Annotated in this window: 8 protein-coding genes; 2 read left to right on the top strand and 6 right to left on the bottom strand. The window is 68.7% G+C overall.

Going from position 1 to position 18,525, the window contains the following annotated elements; translation table 11 throughout:
• From MKK49_RS07155 to MKK49_RS07140, 4 genes are all read right to left on the bottom strand, one after another.
• Complete coding sequence (locus MKK49_RS07155) at positions 1-1,608, bottom strand: PepSY-associated TM helix domain-containing protein (RefSeq protein WP_244027376.1); 1,608 nt, start codon at positions 1,606-1,608, stop codon at positions 1-3.
• A gap of 18 nt (positions 1,609-1,626) precedes the next feature.
• Complete coding sequence (locus MKK49_RS07150) at positions 1,627-3,927, bottom strand: TonB-dependent siderophore receptor (RefSeq protein WP_409565029.1); 2,301 nt, start codon at positions 3,925-3,927, stop codon at positions 1,627-1,629.
• Positions 3,928-4,472: 545 nt separating this feature from the next.
• On the bottom strand, positions 4,473-4,679 hold the full coding sequence (locus MKK49_RS07145) for a hypothetical protein (RefSeq protein WP_244027375.1): 207 nt from the start codon (positions 4,677-4,679) through the stop codon (positions 4,473-4,475).
• Positions 4,679-7,288: an EAL domain-containing protein gene (locus tag MKK49_RS07140; RefSeq protein WP_244027373.1), complete on the bottom strand. Its 2,610-nt coding sequence runs from the start codon at positions 7,286-7,288 to the stop codon at positions 4,679-4,681. The genes MKK49_RS07145 and MKK49_RS07140 overlap by 1 nt, the downstream gene beginning before the upstream one ends.
• Before the next feature lie 1,023 nt (positions 7,289-8,311).
• Between MKK49_RS07140 and MKK49_RS07135 the strand changes: the two genes are divergently transcribed.
• The gene (locus MKK49_RS07135) at positions 8,312-8,719 is read left to right on the top strand and encodes a helix-turn-helix domain-containing protein (protein ID WP_244027371.1); all 408 of its coding nucleotides are present in this window, start codon (positions 8,312-8,314) and stop codon (positions 8,717-8,719) included.
• Positions 8,720-8,795: 76 nt separating this feature from the next.
• On the opposite strand, the gene MKK49_RS07130 is transcribed toward MKK49_RS07135, so the two are convergent.
• Both MKK49_RS07130 and MKK49_RS07125 read right to left on the bottom strand, forming a co-directional pair.
• Positions 8,796-10,166 carry an HlyD family type I secretion periplasmic adaptor subunit gene (locus MKK49_RS07130; protein ID WP_244027370.1) on the bottom strand — a complete coding sequence of 457 codons (1,371 nt, stop codon included), beginning with the start codon at positions 10,164-10,166 and terminating at the stop codon, positions 8,796-8,798.
• Positions 10,163-11,935 (bottom strand): type I secretion system permease/ATPase, encoded by a 1,773-nt coding sequence (locus MKK49_RS07125; RefSeq protein ID WP_244027369.1) that lies wholly within the window; start codon positions 11,933-11,935, stop codon positions 10,163-10,165. The genes MKK49_RS07130 and MKK49_RS07125 overlap by 4 nt, the downstream gene beginning before the upstream one ends.
• A 452-nt stretch (positions 11,936-12,387) precedes the next feature.
• On the opposite strand from MKK49_RS07125, the gene MKK49_RS07120 reads away from it, so the two are divergent.
• A partial coding sequence (locus MKK49_RS07120) for a beta strand repeat-containing protein (protein WP_279595376.1) occupies positions 12,388-18,525 on the top strand: 6,138 nt, incomplete at its 3' end.

Here is an 18,525-nt window from a genome sequence, read left to right as displayed (position 1 = left end):
TCACGACAGGGAAGTCATCGCCGGCCGCCGCTCGGCGGGTGCCGCACGGGCGCGAGGCGCCTCGGCGGGCGATGTCCGCCGCTTCGGGCGCGGTCCCTCGTAGCGGGCGATCTTGCGGGCGCAGACGGCGAACAGGGCCGCCAGGGCGACGAGGACGCCGTCGAACCACAGGAACAGCGCCGGCTCGCCCAGTCCGAAGCGAAGGGGATGGGCGGGGATCGTCAGGACGTCGATCACCGGCACCGCGAGGGTAAGGGCGGCCAAAGCCGCCATCGCCTCGACCCAGGCCCGGCGCTGCGGTCGCGCGAGGGGAAGCAGGGCGGCGAGGATCCAAATCGCGAAGAACGCGCGGATCTCCCAGTCGGCCCGGTCCGCGAAGGCGACGGGCAGGAGCCGGTTGGCGAGGAAGTAGGCCGCGATGCCCCCCGGAAGGCCCGTCACGGTGCCGATGTTGAGGGCCTGGACGATCCGCAGGCCGAGGAACGGCCGCGTCCCGGGTTTGGGCAGGCGCGCCACCGACCACAGGATCAGGCCCGACGCCACCATGGCGCAGCCCATGAGCCCGCACAGGAAGAACAGCGCCCGCAGTGCGGTGCCGGCGAAGTGCGCCTCGTGCAGGCCGACCAGGGTGGTGAAGGTCTTGGCGGCCGGCTTGAGGCCGCCCTGCAGGACCTCCACGACGGCCCCGGTGGTGCCGTCGAAGGCGATCTGCGGATGGGCGTGCGACAGGCCGTGCGGCTCCTCGAACACCGCCACCACCGTGGCGTTGGCGTCCTTCGGGTTGACGACGGACAGGCGCTCGAGGGGCTCGGGCACCATCGCCACGGCCCGGGCCACCATCGGCCCGATGGGCGCGAGTTGCCCCGGCCGGCCGAGGGCGGGACGCTGGGCGGTGATCTGGCCGCTCTCGGCGTAGAAGGTCTGGTTGTCGCCGCGATAGGCCGTGGTGACGCCCCACGGCATGTACATCACCGCGAGCGTGACGACGCCCGTATAGGTGATCATCAGGTGGAACGGCAGGGCGAGGACACCCGTGACGTTGTGGGCGTCGAGCCAGCCGCGCTGGGCCGCCTTGTCCCGCCGCAGGGTGAAGAAATCCGAGAAGATGCGCCGGTGCGTGATGATGCCGGAGACGATGGCCACCAACATGATCATGGCGCAGATGCCGACGATCCAGCGGCCCCAGAGGGGCGCCATGTGAAGCTCGAAGTGGAAGCGGTAGAGGAAGTCGCCGCCCTTGGTGTCGCGCACCTGCGCGGGCGCGCCCGTCCGCGGATCGAGGACCGCGTGGCCCGGCGGGGTGCCGGGCTTCGTGCGCCAGAACAGGTCGAGGACCGGGCTCTCGGCCCGGGGCAGGCCGATGAACCAGGTCCGCGCATTGCCCGCGTGCTCGACCATGTGGGCGACGCCGATCTCGGCGGCCCGGGCCAGGGAGACCGGATCGGTGGCGGCCGGGGCCTGATGCAGTTCCGGCCGCATCCAGTGCGAGATGTCGGCGCGGTAGTAGCTCGCCGTGCCGGTCACGAACACCGCCAGCAGCACCCACCCGACCACGAGGCCGGCCCAGGTGTGGAGCCAGGCCATGGATTGGCGAAAGCCGTTCTTCATGCTTGGCCCCCTGCACCCTTACCAGCGGTAGCGCAGGGTCGCGTAGACCGTGCGCGGCAGGCCGTAATAACAGCTCGTGTAGCCGTTGCAGCCGCTGACGTAGCGCTCGTCGAGGAGGTTGGTGGCGTTCACCTGCATGGAGAAGCCCTGGAGCTTGGGATCGAGGTACTTCAGGTCGTAGGAGGCGGTCGCGTCGACGAGCACGCTCTCGGGCACCTTGAAGGTGTTGGCGGCGTCCCCCCAGGACGGTCCGAGGTAGCGCACGCCGCCGCCGATCTCGAGGCCGAGCATCGGCCCATCGAGGAAGCGGTAGGTCGCGAGCAGCGAGGCGGTCTTGTCCGGCACCAGCACCGGGCGGCGACCCTCCAGGGCCACATTCTGCTGCGTCAGGTCGTTCAGGGTCCGGCCGTCGTCGCGAACGTTGCGGGCGTCGAGAACCGAGAAGCCGCCGATCAGGGTCAGCCCCTCCGCGAGGTTCGCCCGCGCCTCGAACTCGACCCCCTGCACGCCGACCTGGCCGGTCTGCAGGACGAACCCGGGCGCACGGCCCGCCGTCGTGTCGGCCGTCGTCCGGTTCGACTGGCGGATGTCGAAGGCCGCCGCCGTGAGCAGGATGTCCGTGCCGGGCGGCTGGTACTTGATGCCGGCCTCGTACTGATCGCTCAATTGTGGATCGGGAATGCGGCCGACGGTGCCGAAGGCGGTGTCGAAGACCCGGCCGGCGACGATGGGCTCGAAGGCCTGACTGTAGGAGACGTACGGCGCCACGCCGGAATCGAACAGGTAGAGCAGGCTCGCCCGGCCGGTGAGGGCATCGGCCGGCGCATCCTGAAGGGTCAACGTGCTCGTGTTGGCCGCGAGGTTGAAGGTCCGGGTCGGACCGGTCTGGCTGGCGACGTCGTAGCGTCCGCCGACGGTCAGGACGAGACGATCGAACTTCGCCTGATCCTGGAAGTACACGCCGGTCTGTTGCGCGTCGACGCGGGACGCCGTGTTGAAGGCCGGGAACGCGATATTCATCGCATAATCGGGTGCCAGGGCGTTGAGGCTCGGCGCCGTCGGGAATGGCGTTCCGAGGGTCCGCGTACTGAAGGTGCGGTGGTCCACGCCGAGCAGCGCCGTATGGGCGATGAAACCGGTATCGAAGGTGGCCACCGCATTGGTGTCCATCGTGAAGGCTTCGGCATCGACGTTGGTGCCGATGACCGCGCGGGGCAGCAGCGGGCCGGAGGCCGTCGGCCCGTTGAGCGGACTGAAAGCACTGTAGACGCTGCGATAGTCGCCCTGGGTGCGCAGGTATCGACCGGCCGAGTGGAACCGGAGGTTCTCGTTGACGCGATGGTCGAACAGGTACTCGATGGACGCCTGGGTCCGGTCGGAACGCTCGATGTTGCGGTCGCCGTCATAGAAATTCACCGGCAGGCGACCGATGACGCCGCTGCCGAAGTTGCGCGGGAACACGGTGCCCACCGCCGGGAAGCCGCCGTAGAAGCCCGAGAACGGGTCGCGCTGATAGTTGCCGATGATGGTGAGCGAGGTGTCGCTGGAGGGGCGCCAGGTCACGCTCGGATTGATCAGCACGCGCTCGACCCGCGTCGTGTCCACGGGGCCGTCGCCGTTCCAGCCGAAGCCGACGATGCGGTAGGCGAACTGGTCGGCGAGGCCCGGCACGTCGGAATGGATCGGTCCGCCGACATCGACGCCGCCGCGCACCTCGTTGAAGCCGCCGCCCTGCACGAAGATCTCGCCGTGCTCCACGAAGCGCGGCACCTTCGAGACCAGATTGACGATGCCGCCCGGGCCCGACTGGCCGTAGAGCACCGAGGCCGGTCCCTTGATGACGTCGATGCGTTCCAGGCGGTAGGGGTCGACGGACGCGTTGGCGTCGCGCCCTCCGAGGAGCGCCATTCCGTCGAGGAAGACCGGGGCGCTGAAGCCGCGGATGAGGAACTGCTCCAGGCGGGTCGATCCGGCGCCGCCGCGCTGCTCGGTGGTGACGCCCGGGGTATAGCGCAGGGCCTGGTTGATGGTGAGCGCGTTCCCGTCCTCGATCTGCTTGCGCCCGATCACCGAGATCGACTGGGCCGTCTCGAGGATCGGCGTGTCGGTCTTCGTCGCGACGGTGCTGCGCGAGGCGACGTAGCCGGGCACTGCGCCGAGGGGACCGCCCCGGTCGGTTCCGGCGACGCTCGGACCACGCCCGACGCCTTCGACGGACAGGGTGTCGAGGGTGACGGTCTGGGCAGCGTCCTGCGCCCCGGCCGATCCGGCACCGAGGCCACAGATCGCCACACTCGACAGCAACGCTAAAACAACCAAGCGTTTATCGCTGTGTCGGGAGGAAAACGCGCAAGACTTCGCGGGAATGTTAGGCACGGGATTGGTGACTCACATTGGGATTCATCATTCGTCGCACCGCATTAGAAATGTTCCACTTTCTCATCCGGCGCACTCAACTCATTGGCAAAGAGCTGCGGAGGGGCGCAAGAACTATGTTCTGGATTTATTCTAAGTCCATAAGTCGTCGATGGCCCACGAACGGCGCCGCGGATTAATCCAGCGCCGGTCATTTTTCGGGAGCGCCGCCGAACGGACGCCCTTCCAAACCGATGCCGGACCACCGATTCCGATGGTGGGCCTCGAGGAAGGTCCGGTTTGACGGCGGGGGAGCCATGCCCAGCCTGCCTGCACCCCAAAGGCGAGTTCGCGCAGAGCCGACAACGCCACGACGCATGAGAGGCGAAAAGCGGAATCCGGATTTCCCGCCGGGCGATGCGTTTATGCATCGCATCGCCGTGCCGGATACGATGCCGGCGATGTGGACAACTTGGCCGTGAGGGGTTCCGACGTCGGAAATCGGGGCGTCAGGGATTTGGACGTCGGCGATTTGGACGACCGGTTCCGGCATCGCGGGTGTCGGCGAAGGGCCGGGCGGCCGCCGCGTCGGTGCGGTCGCGGGGTGCGCGCGCCGCGATGGAGAGGTTGAGCCGCCGGCCGTCGGAGCCGGCCCGGCGGAACCGGACGGTGAGACCGCTGCCGGGACCGCCGCCCCGATCGAACGGCGACCGCATCAGGCGGCCCGGCGCGAACGTCCGTTCTCGAGCAGATTCACGATGTCCCGGGCCGGCAGGGGCGGGCTGAAGAGGTAGCCCTGGACGTCGGTGCACCCCGCCGCTCGGACGAAATCCAGCTGCTCGCGTGTCTCGACCCCTTCGGCGGTCACGCGGGCTCCGAGGTTCGCGGCCAGCGTCACGATGGCGCGCATGATGGTCGCGGTCTTCGGGCTCGCCATCGCGACGACGAAGGACCGGTCGATCTTGACGGTGTCGATGGCGAACTGGTGGAGGTAGCTCAAGCCGGAATAGCCCGTTCCGAAATCGTCGAGGGCGATGCGGATTCCGCTGTGTCGCAGGCGCCGGATCGTCCGGATGAGCGCCTCGGTCTTCTGCATCAGGGTCGTCTCCGTGATCTCGAGTTCGAGCCGGTGCGGCGGCAGTCCCGAACCGGCCAGAGCGCGCAGGACCGTTTCCTCCATGCTGATCTGCTGGAACTGGATCGCCGAGACATTGACCGCGATCCTGAGGTGGCCGGGCCAGGACGCCGCCTCGCGGCAGGCTTCCTTCAGGACCCAGGCCCCGAGGGCGATGATCAGGCCGGTCTCTTCCGCCAGGGGAATGAATTCGCTCGGGGCGATCTCACCGCGGAGCGGATGCACCCACTGCAACAGGGCCTCGAACCCCGCGATGGCGCCGGTCTCCAGCTCGACGATGGGCTGGTAGAGAAGCTGGAAGTCGCCGCGCTTCATCGCCTCCTTCATCTCGGACTTCAGCGACCCGGGTACCGCCGGATTCGTGCCGGCCGCGGGATCGTGGAAGCGGTAGGTGTTCTTGCCGGCGGCCTTGGCCTGATACAGGGCGGTATCGGACTGCCGGAAGAGCGCGACGGCATCGTGGGTGTCCCCGGCTCCGAAGGCGATGCCGACGGAGGCGCCGACGCTCACGCTGTGGCCGTTGACCGCCACGGGCCGGTTGACCGCCTCGATGATGCGCGTGGCCATGGCGCCGGCATCGTGGACGTGCCCGATCCGGCTGAGGATGATGGCGAACTCGTCGCCGCCCAGGCGCGCCACCGTATCGGCCTCGCGAACGACCGCGAGGAGCCGGGTCGCAACGGTCTGCAGCAGCAGGTCGCCGACGGGATGGCCGAAGCTGTCGTTGACGCCTTTGAAGCCGTCGAGATCGCAGGTGAGGATCGCGAAGCGGGTGCCGTGCGCCGTCGCGTGACGGATCTCGTCCGTCAGGCGCTCCCAGAACAGCGTCCGGTTGGGCAGATCGGTCAGGGAATCGTGCAGGGCGAGATGGGCGATGCGCCGCTCGTCGGTCTTGCGCCGGGTGATGTCGATATGCGTGCCGACGACGCGCAGGGGAACGCCGTCGGCGGTCCGGCTGACCACCTTGCCGCGGGCGAGGATCCAGATGTAGTGGCCGCCCTTGGCGCGCAGGCGATACTCGCACTCGAAGGCGGCGGTCCGCCCGTCGAAGTGATCGGCCAGGGTCCGGCGCGAGCGTTCGACGTCGTCGGGGTGGATGAGCGTGTACCAGGAGCTGATGTCGGGCACGATCTCGTCGCGGTCGTAGGCCAGCATCGACGCCCAGTGATCGGAGAGCTTGACCTCGCCCGTCACGACATTCCAGTCCCACAGGCCGTCGCTGCCGCTGTTCAGGGCGAGGGCGAGGCGTTCCTCGCTCAGGCGCAGGGCATCCTCCACCGCCTTGCGCTCGGTGATATCCCTCAGGGAGGTCACGTAGCCGGTGGGACGGTTGGTGATCGGATCGCGGGCGAGGCTCTGGGACACCTCCATGGTGACCCACGCGCCATCCTTCCGGTGGTAGCGCTGGCAGGTGGAGGCCCGATCGATGCGGGCCTGGGTCAGGTCGTCGAGGACGCGGCCGTAGGCTTCGACGTCCTCGGGATGGACGAAATCGAGGGGCTTGGTTCCGAGGAGTTCGTCGGGCTCGTAGCCCAGCACCGTCCTGATCGAGGGCGAGACGTAGCGCCGGGTGGTGTCGAGATCCGACCAGATGATCACGTCGGTGCTGGTCTCGGCCAGCAGGCGAAAGCGCTGCTCGCTCTGCCGCAGGGCGCCTTCCGCGTCGCGTCGCCGGGCGGCATCCGCCTCGCCCGTCACCCGGGCCTCGTGCAGGCGCAGGTGGGCCTCGACGATGAGGGCGAGGTCCCTGAGCAGCCGCGTCTCGCGCTCGGCGAAATCGGGCCGGGGCGTCCGGTCCATGATGCAGAAGGTGCCGAGGTTCAGCCCTGAGCGCAGGGCCAGGGGCACCCCGGCGTAGAAGCGCGCGAGGGGTTGCCCGACCACGAGGGGGCTCCCGGCGGAGCGCGGATCGCCGAGCAGATCGTGAATGACGAGGGGGACACCGGCCTGCCCCTGGATCGTGAGGTCGCAGAACGCCCCTTCGCGGGCGATCCCCTCGCCCTCGACGCCCCATCGGGCCTTGAACCAGATCCGCGTCTCGTCCACCAGCAGAACCAGGGCGATCGGCACGTCGAACAGCGCGGCGGCGGTGCGGCAGACCGCATCGAGGTGCGGTTCGGGCGTCGAGCCGAGGATGCGCAGGCCGCGCAGGGCATCCAGTCGCGCCTGCTCGGGGGTGGGATGGGCCATGGAACCGAACTCCCGCCTTGCACGGCTTGCAGCCGGAACACAGCCTGCACGCGAACTGCCGTCAGTGAGTGGATGGGGGGATGATAGTGTGGAGACCCATAAGAATAACTCGCCTCTCAGTTGATTTTTGAATGTGGTTTCGAAGTCGCTAACACGTCGTTTCCGCAGAAGGCCGTCACGCGCGTGCCGGCGGGCACGACGGCTTCCGGCCAGTGCGGGTCGAGGCATGGCAGATCGTGAGCTGGCAGACCGTGAACTCGATCGACCGGCCTACGCAGTTCGCCGCATACCATCCGAGTTGTCGTGAGGCACAGCCCTGTCGCCGAGTCCTGACCTCACGGCCATCCATCTAGCAAACGTTTTGCAAAACCAGACATCACCAGAAAAAATGATAAATATGGCTGCGAAAGCAAAATCAAGCAGAGATGTTTATCTGATTGACCAGATCGATTATCATCGCAATACTAAGATATAGATAAATTTCATATTGCTATCATTCAAACAGGCAAAAACAACATCGTCGTTCGTATAAATTTATCTGCGGTTAAGCAGAAAAGTAAATACAGGAATCAACAGCATCGCCGAAGCTCAATAATCAGCGCTCATCAATGCCAATATTTCCCTCATGCCACCATCCATATCAGCAATAAGACGATATCTTCTTCGTAATACCGCATAGCGCCTACAAATTTGCTGCATGAATTCGAAGCGGATGTTTTGTCGATGTATAGACCGGCCACAGCCTTTCACCTGGTATCGATCAAATCTCGGGTGAGCAGTTGATAAAAAAACCCCGGAGATCGCTTCACGGCCGCTTTTGTCCGTTCGTCGACTTGGGGTATGATCGCTCACGCAAACGCGAACAATTTAACGTGACAGACGAGGTGGATTGGCGGCCGATCGTATTTCGCATAAACAGGCGAGCGATTCGCCTCGTGTGAGGAGATGCGAGGGCGCGGACGACCTGGGCGAAGCCGTTCGGTTCACCCCGACGTCGTTCATAAGATCAATAGATCAATGATCATGAAGAAGATCGAGCAAGACGTGATGGCCGAGCCGAGCAGAGACAATGCCACGCGGGAGATCGGTCCCCGTATCAAGTCCCTGCGCCGTTCGGCGGGCCTGAGCCAGGCCAATCTCGGCAGCGCGCTCGGCGTCACCTTTCAGCAAGTCCAGAAATACGAGAGCGGCCGGAGCCGGATCGCGGCGGACAAGCTCCATCAGATCGCCCAGACGATGGGCGTCGACATCAGCTATTTCTACGACACCAAGCCCGAGGGAAGCGCGCCCGAGAAGGGGACTCCGCCGGCGGTCGGCCGGGCGGAAGACAGCATCTTCAAAGAGGCCTTCGACAGGATCAAGGACCCCCGCGCCCGCTATCTTCTCTCCGAACTGGCCCGGGTCATCTGCGAGATCGAGGCCGGAAAGTAGGCTCCCGCGCGTCAATTGCCCGCCTCGCGGAGCGATCGGCGGACAATCGTATGACGCACCGCGCCGGATCGAGGCCTCAACGCTCCCGCCACGCCTTGGCGATCTGATCGGCCAGGGGCTTGAGGAGATACGAGAGAACCGACCGCTCGCCGGTCTGGATATAGGCCTCCACCGGCATGCCGGGGACGAGCCGTACCTTTCCGAGGCGATCGCGCTGGGCCTCCGGCACGCGGATGCGGGCGGTGTAGTAGCTGAGGCCCGTCTTGATGTCCTGACTCACATCCGCCGAAATCCGTGTGACGATCCCGTCGATCTCGGGTGTGACGCGCTGGTTGAACGCGGGAAACCGCAGCACGGCGTCCTGATCGAGATGGACGTTGTCGATCTCCTGCGGCTGAACCCGGACCTCGACGGCGAGGCTGTCGGAATCGGGCACGATCAGCATCGCCGGCTCGCTCGGCACCACGAGGCCGCCGACCGTGTGCACGGTCATCTGGTGCACCACGCCGTCCTGGGGCGCCCGCAGGTCCGTGCGCTTGAGCTGGTCGAGGGCCGCGACCCGCTTCTCGGCGAGTTCCGACCAGCGTCCGCGAATGTCGGCGAGTTCCTTGCCGACCTCGCCGCGCATGTCCTGGTCGATCTGGAGAATCTGCAGCTCGGTCTCGGTGATCTTGCCGCGCGCCTGCGCCTGGGCGGCCACGAGTTGCCCGCGCTCACCGTGGAGACGGGCGGCATCGCGTTCCAGGGCCGTCACCCGCGAGAGGGCGATGAGATTCTTCGCCCGCAATTCCCGCACGCCGACCAGTTCGTCACCGATGAGCGCGATCTCCTGCGCCTTGGCCTCGGCCTGCTCGGTCAGCCCGGCGATCTCTTGGCGGATCTGCAGGACGCGCTGCTGAAGCTGGGCCTTCTGGCCGTCCCGTCCGGTCCGGCGGGTCTCGAACAGCCGCCTCTCACCGTCGAGGAGTTGCGCGACGACGGCGTCCGAGCCCCGGCGCTCCCCGAGATCGGCGGCAAAGGCGATGGAGGCGGCCCCGTCGCGCTCGGCCTCGTTCCGGGCGCGCCGGGCGCTCAGCTCGTCCATGGCCTTGAGGACGATGTCGAGGTTCGCCCGGATCTGGGTCTCGTCGAGGGTGATGAGGACGTCCCCGGCCGAAACGCGCGATCCGTCGTGGACCCGGATGGTGCCGACCACGCCGCCGGTGGGATGCTGGACCTTCTTCACGTCGCTCTCGACGACGAGTTGGCCGGACGCCATCACGGCCCCGTGGATCTGGGTGACGGTCGCCCAGCCCCCCATGCCGAAGACCAGGACGGAGATCACGGCCGACACGCTGAGGAGGTGCAGACCGATGGAGCGGTCCGCCTGGAACGGCCGCGCCGTGGGAGCGATGGGGGAGAGGAGGACGGGCGGATTGACGGCGGAGGAGTTGACGGCGGAGGTCATGCGCGTGCCTTCAGGTTCGCTTTGGGAGCCGGCTCCGCCTGCCCGGTGACGGTTCGCTTGGGAGCCCGGACGCTGGGGACGGCCGTCGGGCGCATGATCTGCTTCATGATCTCGTCCTTGGGGCCGAACGCCCGGGCCCGGCCCTCCTCCATGACGAGGAGGAGATCGACGGCCGCGAGCGCGCTCGGGCGGTGGGCGACGACGACGACGATGCCGCCGCGCTGGCGCACGCCGAGCATGGCGCGGGTGAGGGCGAGTTCGCCCGGCTCGTCGAGGTTGGCGTTGGGTTCGTCGAGGACGACGAGGAACGGGTTTCCGTAGAGGGCACGCGCCAGGCCGATCCGCTGACGCTGACCGGCCGACAGGCTCGCCCCGCCCGGGCCGATCAGCGTCTCGTAGCCCTCGGGCATCCGCAGGATCAGGTCGTGCACGTCGGCGTTGCGGGCGGCAGCGATCACCGCCTCCGCGTCGGGGGAGGGGGCGAGCCGGGCGATGTTCGACGCGATGGTTCCGGCGAAGAGCTCGGCTTCCTGGGGGAGATAGCCGATATGGCGGCCGAGGCTTGCCGCCGACCATTGGTCGAGGGTGGCGCTGTCGAGGCGCACCGACCCGCGCACGGGGGTCCACACCCCCACGAGGGCGCGGGCGAGGGTCGATTTGCCGGAGGCGCTCGGTCCGATGATGCCGACGCCCTGACCGGCCTTGAGGCCGAAGCTCATGTCCGAGACGACCACGCGCTGGGTTCCGGGCGGCACCAGGGACGCCTGCTCGACGGTGAGCGACACCGAGGGGGCGGGGAGTTCGAGGGCGTCCGTCTCCGGGCCGAAGCGGTCGAGGATGTCGTTGAGCCGACCCCAGCCCTGCTGGGCCGCGACGAACCCCTTCCAGTGGGCGATGGCGATCTCCGCCGGTGCCAGGGCCCGGGACACGAGGATCGACGAGGCGATGATGATGCCGCCCGTGGCCTGCCCCTGGATCACCAGATACGCGCCGAGGGCCAGGACACCGGACTGCAGGATCATGCGGAAGACCTTCGAGACGGTTCCGAGGCTTCCGGCGATGTCCGCGACCCGGCGCTGACGATCGAGGTAGGACCGGCTCTCCGCAGTCCAGATCCGGGCGAGGTTCTGCTGCATGCCCATGGCGTGCAGCACTTCGGCGTTGTGGCGCCCGGCATCCGAGATCTCGTTGCGGCGGGCGCCGTGCCGGGTCGCCTCGCGCTGGGGCCGACGGGTCAGGCGATCGGTCAGGAGGGTCAGCAGAGCGAGGATCACGGCACCGGCCAGGGCCGCGAGGCCGATGAGCGGATGGAACAGGAAGCAGATCGCCAGGTAGATCGGAAGCCAGGGCAGGTCGAAGAACGCCGTCGGCCCGAGGCCGGAGAGAAAGCCCCGGATCTGATCGAGGTCGCGCAGCGGGAGAAGCCCGTCGCCGCCGGCGGGTGATTTCAGCGGGTAGCGCACCACTGCATCGAAGACGCGATGGGACACCGCCTCGTCGAGGGAGCATCCGATGCGGGCGAGAACTCGCGCCCGGATGACCTCGATCACCCCCTGGAAGAGGAACAGCGCCAGGGCCAGGGCGCCGAGGCCGATGAGCGTGGGGATGGAGCGAGCCGGGATCACGCGATCGTAGACCTCCAGCATGAAGAACGAGCCCGTCAGGTAGAGCACGTTCACGACGCCGCTCATGACCGCGACACCGAAGAACGCCCGTCTGCACCGCAGAAGGGCGTTCTTCAGATCGGAATTCCTGTGAACCGGTCGCATCGGAGCTCGCCTCTCGTCGGGATGTATACGGCTGTCAGGCGATAATATTCGCCTCCAAAGCCCTTAATGTGCAGCTAATGGTAGAGTTGTTCTGCCGAAAGGAAGCCTTCTCGAATTACCACCGCCAGCGAAGCGTTAAGCGAACCTTAACGACCGGCGCCAATCGGCGACTAAATTTGCTTCGTTTTGCACTCGATGTCCAAATTTTACGGTTTGCTAACGATAAAATCGGCTGATGACGCCGATTTCGCAGTTGAAGCTGCAAAATAACCGCCCGGCGTCGGATCGCCTCTTGAGGAGCGCCTGTTCTTCTGTAGGTTGATATATGCAACCCAGCCGGCGGAACGCGCCGGCCCCTCGACACGAACATTAGATCCATCGGGCACGAAGCCGGCGCGCGGAGCTCCCTCCGCGTCATGCGCGGGCGCTTGCCGAAACCATGGGAAACGCAGATGGCCGGTACGCTCGCTCCCCTCGTTCTCGGCCTCTCGCCGTTGAGCGACACGGGTCTTCCCCTCGACGGCCTCACCCGGCGCAACGGCGTCGACATCACCATCCTGGGGCTGAATGCTCTCGGTGGTCCGATCACGATCTTCGATGACCGGGACGGCAACGGCGTCCCCGGTTCCGGCGAGATCCTGACGACGGTCCCGGCCGGTCTCCTCGGGACCTCGCTCGGCGCCGTGCGCGTCAATCTGGCGGAGGGGACGCACAACCTGCGGGCGACCCAGACGACCCCGCTGCTCGGCACCAGCACGTCCCTGCCGCTCCAGGTCCGCATCGACAACACCGGACCGACCATCCTGGCGGTGAGCCAGCTCGACACGCCCGATCCCCTCGGGCTCCTCGATCTCCTCGGGGTGCTCCGCTACGAGGTCACCTTCTCCGAACCGGTCCTCGGCCTCTCCGCCGACCTGTTCCAGGCGACGGGGACGCTCCCGGGCATCCACCTCGTCACCCTGCTGCCGTCTCTCACCAAGCCCAACACCTACATCGTCAGCGTCGGCCTCGGCCTCGACGGCATCAGCTTCGACCAGCGCGCCGGCACCCTCGGCCTGGCGCTCAACCCCTCGAATCTGTCCGGCGTCACCGACCTCGCCGGCAACGGCCTGCGCGGCGCCGACTTCGCCCTTCTCGCCCCCGTGAACATCGGTCCGGCGCGCGAGACCGCGACGGCGGACTTCAACGCCGACGGGCTCGGTGACGCGGCCTTCCTCGTCAACAACACCGTGGTGGTGACCCGCGGCACCGGCACCGGCTCCCTCGGAGCGACGCAGACCGTCTCCGTCGCGGCCGGCCAGAACACCATCGCGACGGGTGAGGTCACGGGTGATGGCCTCGTCGATATCGTCACCGCCGGCAACGGCACCGTCCAGATCCTGAAGCAGGGGACCGACGGCACCTTCACGGTCACCAGCCGCGCCACCTCGGGCGCGGACGGCGCCCTGATCGCGGACGTCAACGGCGACGGCTACGCCGACATCGTGATCAAGAGCCTCTCCGGAACCTCGGCCACGGTACTGACCAACAACGGCTCCGGCAGCTTCAGCGCAGGGAGCGCCCAGTCCTTCGGCGTCCGGCCGGACGCCTTCGTCTCGGGCGACTTCAACGGCGACGGACGCGTCGATCTCGCGGCCCTGGCCAATGGCGGTACGCAGCTCGCCGTTCTCACGCAGGCGGCCAACGGCACCTTCACGCGCTCGACCCTCACGGTCGGTGCCAGCGCGGGCGGCCTCGCGGCCGGCGATCTCAACGGCGACGGACGCGCCGAGATCGTCTCGGCCGGCACGGCGGGCACCCTCGAGATCCGCGGCTCCACCGCCGCCGGCGCGGCCATCCAGACGACCCTGCAGGCGGGTGCGGCCGCCACCGACATCCGCATCGGCGACGCCAACGGCGACGGCAAGCAGGACATCCTCTACGCCGGCACGGACGGAAACGTGCGGGTCGTCTACGGCGACGGCGCCGGCAACTTCTCCGCCCCCGTGGTCCTCGAGACCCAGGCCGGCCTCGGCGCCCTCGCCCTCCTCGACATCAACGGCGACGGGCGCCAGGATCTCGCGCTGGCCAGCGGCACGACCGGCACGCTCCAGGTCGGCACCGGTATCCCCCTCGCCGGGGTGCTCGGCACGGCCTACGACATCGTCGCCCCGGCGCCCGTCCAGACGGTCACCGCCGTGCGGGTGGCGGGCGACAACATCGTCAACATCGCCGAGGCCGCGGCCGGAGCCGTGCCGGTCACCGGGACCCTCTCCGGGCCGCTCGGCACCGGCGAGTCCCTGGCCGTCCGGATCGGCGGGACCGTCACGCCGCTCGCCGGCGCCGTCGTCGTCACCACCAACGGCGCCACCACCTTCACGGGCACGATTCCCGCCCTCCAGGCCTCGGGCGATGTCGCGGTCCTCGTCCAGCGCACGGACGGCGCCGCCTCCGTCGCCCTGACCCAGGCGGTCACCGTCGACCTCGCGGCACCCGCCCTGGTGAGCGTCACCTCACCGGACGGCGCGTTCACCAAGGATACGGTGATCGACTTCACCCTGACCTTCTCGGAGCCGGTCACGGGCCTGACGGCGGCCAATCTCGGCCTCACCGGCACGGCGGCCGCCGGCCTCGTCCCCACCGTCACCACGACGGATGGCGGGCGCACCTACCTCGTTACGGTGCCGGCCGCGACGGCCGAAGGCACCCTCGGCCTCACCTTGAATCCCGCCGGTGTCCGGGACGCGGCCGGTAACCTCCTGCCCGGCATCGGGGTCCCGGCCCCCGTCGGTCCCGTCCTGACACTGGATCACACCGCCCCCGTCCTCACCCTCCAGCCGATCACCGGCGACGGCATCGTCTCCCAGGCGGACATCGCCGGCGGCGTGGTGCTCGCCGGAACCGCCATCGGTCTCGAGGCCGGCGCCAGCGTGATGGTGACGGTCACCAACGCCACCGGCACCCCGGTCCTGACCACGACGGCGGCCGTCGCCAACGGCACGTTCTCCCTGCCCCTGACCGGCAGCATCGGCACGACCCTCACCGACGGGGCCTACGTCGTCTCCATCGCCGCCATGGACGCCGCCGGCAATGTCGCCGCGCCGGCCGTGGCCAACCTTACCGTGGATCTCACGGCCGATGCCGGGGCACCCGTCGCCATCGCCCTCGGCAACGGTCGGCCCATCGGACTCGCGGGCGTCGCGGCCGTTCCGCTGGCGGTGACCGGCCTCGATGCCGGTGCCACGGCCATCGTCACCTTCACGGATGCGGGCAACCACGTCGTCACCAAGACCGTCGGGGTGAACGGCAGCGCGTCCGTCGATCTCAGCGGCCTGAACGGCGCGGTGACCTCATCGATCCACATCACCGACACGGTCGGCAACACCGCGACCCTGCCGGGTCCGGCCGCGCTCATCGACACCGTCGCGCCCCTCGGCACCGGCCTCCTCACCCCCGTGCAGCTGCCCGGAACGGTGCAGTTCGACGTCACCTTCCCCGAGGCCGTAGCCGGCCTCGACGCCACCGACTTCCAGGTCGTCGGAACCGGCTCGATCCTCGGCAACGTCGTCCAGGCGGTGGCGAACCCGGCCGGCGGCTACACCGTGGTGATCGGCAACCTCTCGGGGGCCGGCACCCTTGGCCTCGCCCTGTCGGCGACGTCCAACATCACCGACGCCGCCGGCAATGCGGCGACCCTCGGTCCCGTCACGCCGGTGGCCCTCGACCTCGTCCCGCCGCCGATGCCCGTCATCACCGGCCTCGTCAGCGACGGCGGCGTTCCGGGCGGCTTCCTCACGGCGGACACCACGCCCACCCTCGCCGGCACCGCCGAAGCGGGCAGCACCGTGACGGTGAGCTACCAGGGGCCCGCCGGCACGACCGGCACCCTCACGGCGGTGGCCGGCGTGTCAGGCGCCTGGACCGCGACGGTGCCGGGAGCCCTGGCGGACGGGTCCTACGCCTTCACGGCGACGGCCGCGGATGCCTCGGGCAATGTCAGCCTGCCGGCGTCCACCAAGGTCGTCACCATCGAGACGGCGACGGGCATCCCGTTCACCCTCGCGGTCGGCTTCGGCGACGGGCTCGTCAACGGGACGGAGGCGGCGGCGGTCACCTACACCCTCGGCGGATTGCCGGCCGGCGCGAGCCTGTCGGTGATCTTCACGGATGCCGACGGAACGACCGCCTCCGCCCTCCTCACCGACCAGGGCGGAACCCTCAACCTGTCGACCCTCGACGGTCCGGTCACCTCCACCCTGACCTACGTTCCGCCCGCCGGGCAGACGGTGACCCTCGGCGGCCCCGGCGCGACCTTCGACACCGTAGCGCCCGTCGCACCGGCCATCCTGGGCTTTGCCAACGCCGGCAACCTCCCGGCCACGATCACGAACGACGCGACCCCGATCCTCATCGGCACCGGTGAGGCCGGGTCGACCGTGACCGTGGAGGTGGGCGGCCAGTCCCTCTCGGCCATGGTCGATGCCAGCGGCACCTGGCGCATTCCGGTGACCACGCCGCTCACCGATGGAACCGTGACGCTCACCGCCTCCGCACAGGATGCCGCCGGCAACAGCAGCGCCGTCCTGCCGGGGGTGCCGGTGACCATCGACCTTCAGGTCGATGCGGGTGCGCCCATCCTCGTCGGCCTCGCCCTGCCGGCGGACCGTCTCCTTAACGCTGTCGAGGCGGCCGCCCTCACGGGCACCGTCACGGGCATTGATGCCGACGCCACCGCCACCCTCACCTTCACGGGTTCGAGCGGGACCGTGACGGTCCCCCTCGCCAACGGTCCGCTCGCGGCCACCGACCTTTCCGGGTTCAGCGGAACGGTGACGGCGAGCGTTGCCGTCGTCGACCTCGCCGGCAACCGCGCGACCCTGCCCATCGGCCATTTCACCGTCGATGCCACGGCACCGGCTGCCACCATCGTGGCCGCCCCGGCCGCCGCCGCGGCCACGAGCGCCACCTACACGGTCACCTTCCCGGAGGCGGTGGCGAACCTGACCGTCGACGATTTCGCCCTGACCGGCACCGGCACGGCGGCCGGCACCCTCTCGACCGTCACTGAGGTCGGCGGCGTCTACACGGTGACCGTCACGGGCATCACCGGGACGGGCTCCCTCGCCCTCGGCCTCGCGGCCGGATCGAACATCGCCGATCTCGCCGGCAATCCCGCCATCGTGGCCCAGGCCGGCCTGCACCTCGTCAACATCCCCGTCGTGGTCCCGCCGGAGAGCCTCCCGGTCATCACGGGCATCACCGAGGACACCGGCATCGCCGGCGACTTCGTCACCCACGATGCCAGCCCGCTGGTGAGCGGCACCGCCCTGGCCGGCGGCACGGTCACGCTGACCTACACCGGCCCGACGGGCATCCCGGGGAGTCTTTCCACGACGGTGGACGCGGCCGGACAATGGTCGGTCGCGCTGCCCGTCCTCGGGGACGGACCCTACACCCTGTCGGCGACTCTGACCGACGGCGCCAACACCGTGCTCGGCGTCTCCACCAACCACGCCCTGGTGATCGACACCACCGCCGACGCGGGCGCCCCCGTCGTCCTCGCCGTCTCCGGAACGGCCGACAACCTGGTCAATGCCGCGGAGGCGATGGCGGTGTCCTACACCGTGGCCGGACTCGACGCCGGCAGCACGGCGACCGCCCACTTCGTCGCCGGGGCCCTCGTCAAGGATGTCCCGGTCGCGGCCGACGGCACCTTCACGGTGGACCTGTCGGGCTTCGACGGCGTCGTCGCGACGAGCCTGATCGTCGGCGATCTCGCCGGCAACGTCGCGACGATCCCGGGCAATTCCATCCGGGTCGCGACCGCCGTCACCACGCAGCCCAGCGTGGCTGCCGTCCTGAACGACACCGGTGTGGACGGCGACGGGATCACCAGCGAGACCACTCCGGTCCTGTCCGGCACGGCGGAGGCCGGGTCCACGGTCTCCGTCGTGGTGAACGGTCCGGCCGGGCCGGTGACGGTCCAGACCACGACCGGTCCCGGCGGGGCCTGGACCGCATCGGTCCCCAACCTCGCCGACGGAGCCTACACGGTCACCGCTTCCGCCACCGGTGCCAGCGGCCTGCCGAGCCCCGCCTCCAGTCCGTTCGCGCTCACCATCGACACGAGCGCGGACACGGCCCCGCTCGTCGCCGTCCAATTCGCCTCCGCCGACACCCGCCTCGGGGCGGGCGAGGCCGGCAACGTCGGCTTCACCCTCACGGGCCTCGATACCGGCTCCTCGGGCACCATCGCCTTCACCGACGGCGTGACCACCGTCTCCGTCCCCGTCGGCACCAACGGGACCTACACGGCGGACCTCTCGTCCCTGTCCGGCTCCGTCACCGCCAAGGCGATCCTCGCCGATGTCGCCGGCAACACCGTCACGGCGGACCTCTCTCTGCCGGCGGGCCTTACGGTGGACACCGTCGCGCCTCTGGGCTCAGCGGTGGCCGACCTCGCCGGCGGACCCACCGTCGCGAGCTTCACCTACGCGGTCGGCTTCTCCGAGACGGTCGCCAACGTCACGGCAAACGACTTCGTCCTGACCGGCACGAACGGCGTCACCGCTGAGGTCACGTCGGTGACGGGGTCGGGCGGCAGCTACGTC

Source organism: Methylobacterium sp. J-090 (assembly GCF_022829345.1).
Classification (GTDB): Bacteria; Pseudomonadota; Alphaproteobacteria; order Rhizobiales; family Beijerinckiaceae; genus Methylobacterium.
This window is presented reverse-complemented; position numbering and strand designations above follow the sequence as displayed.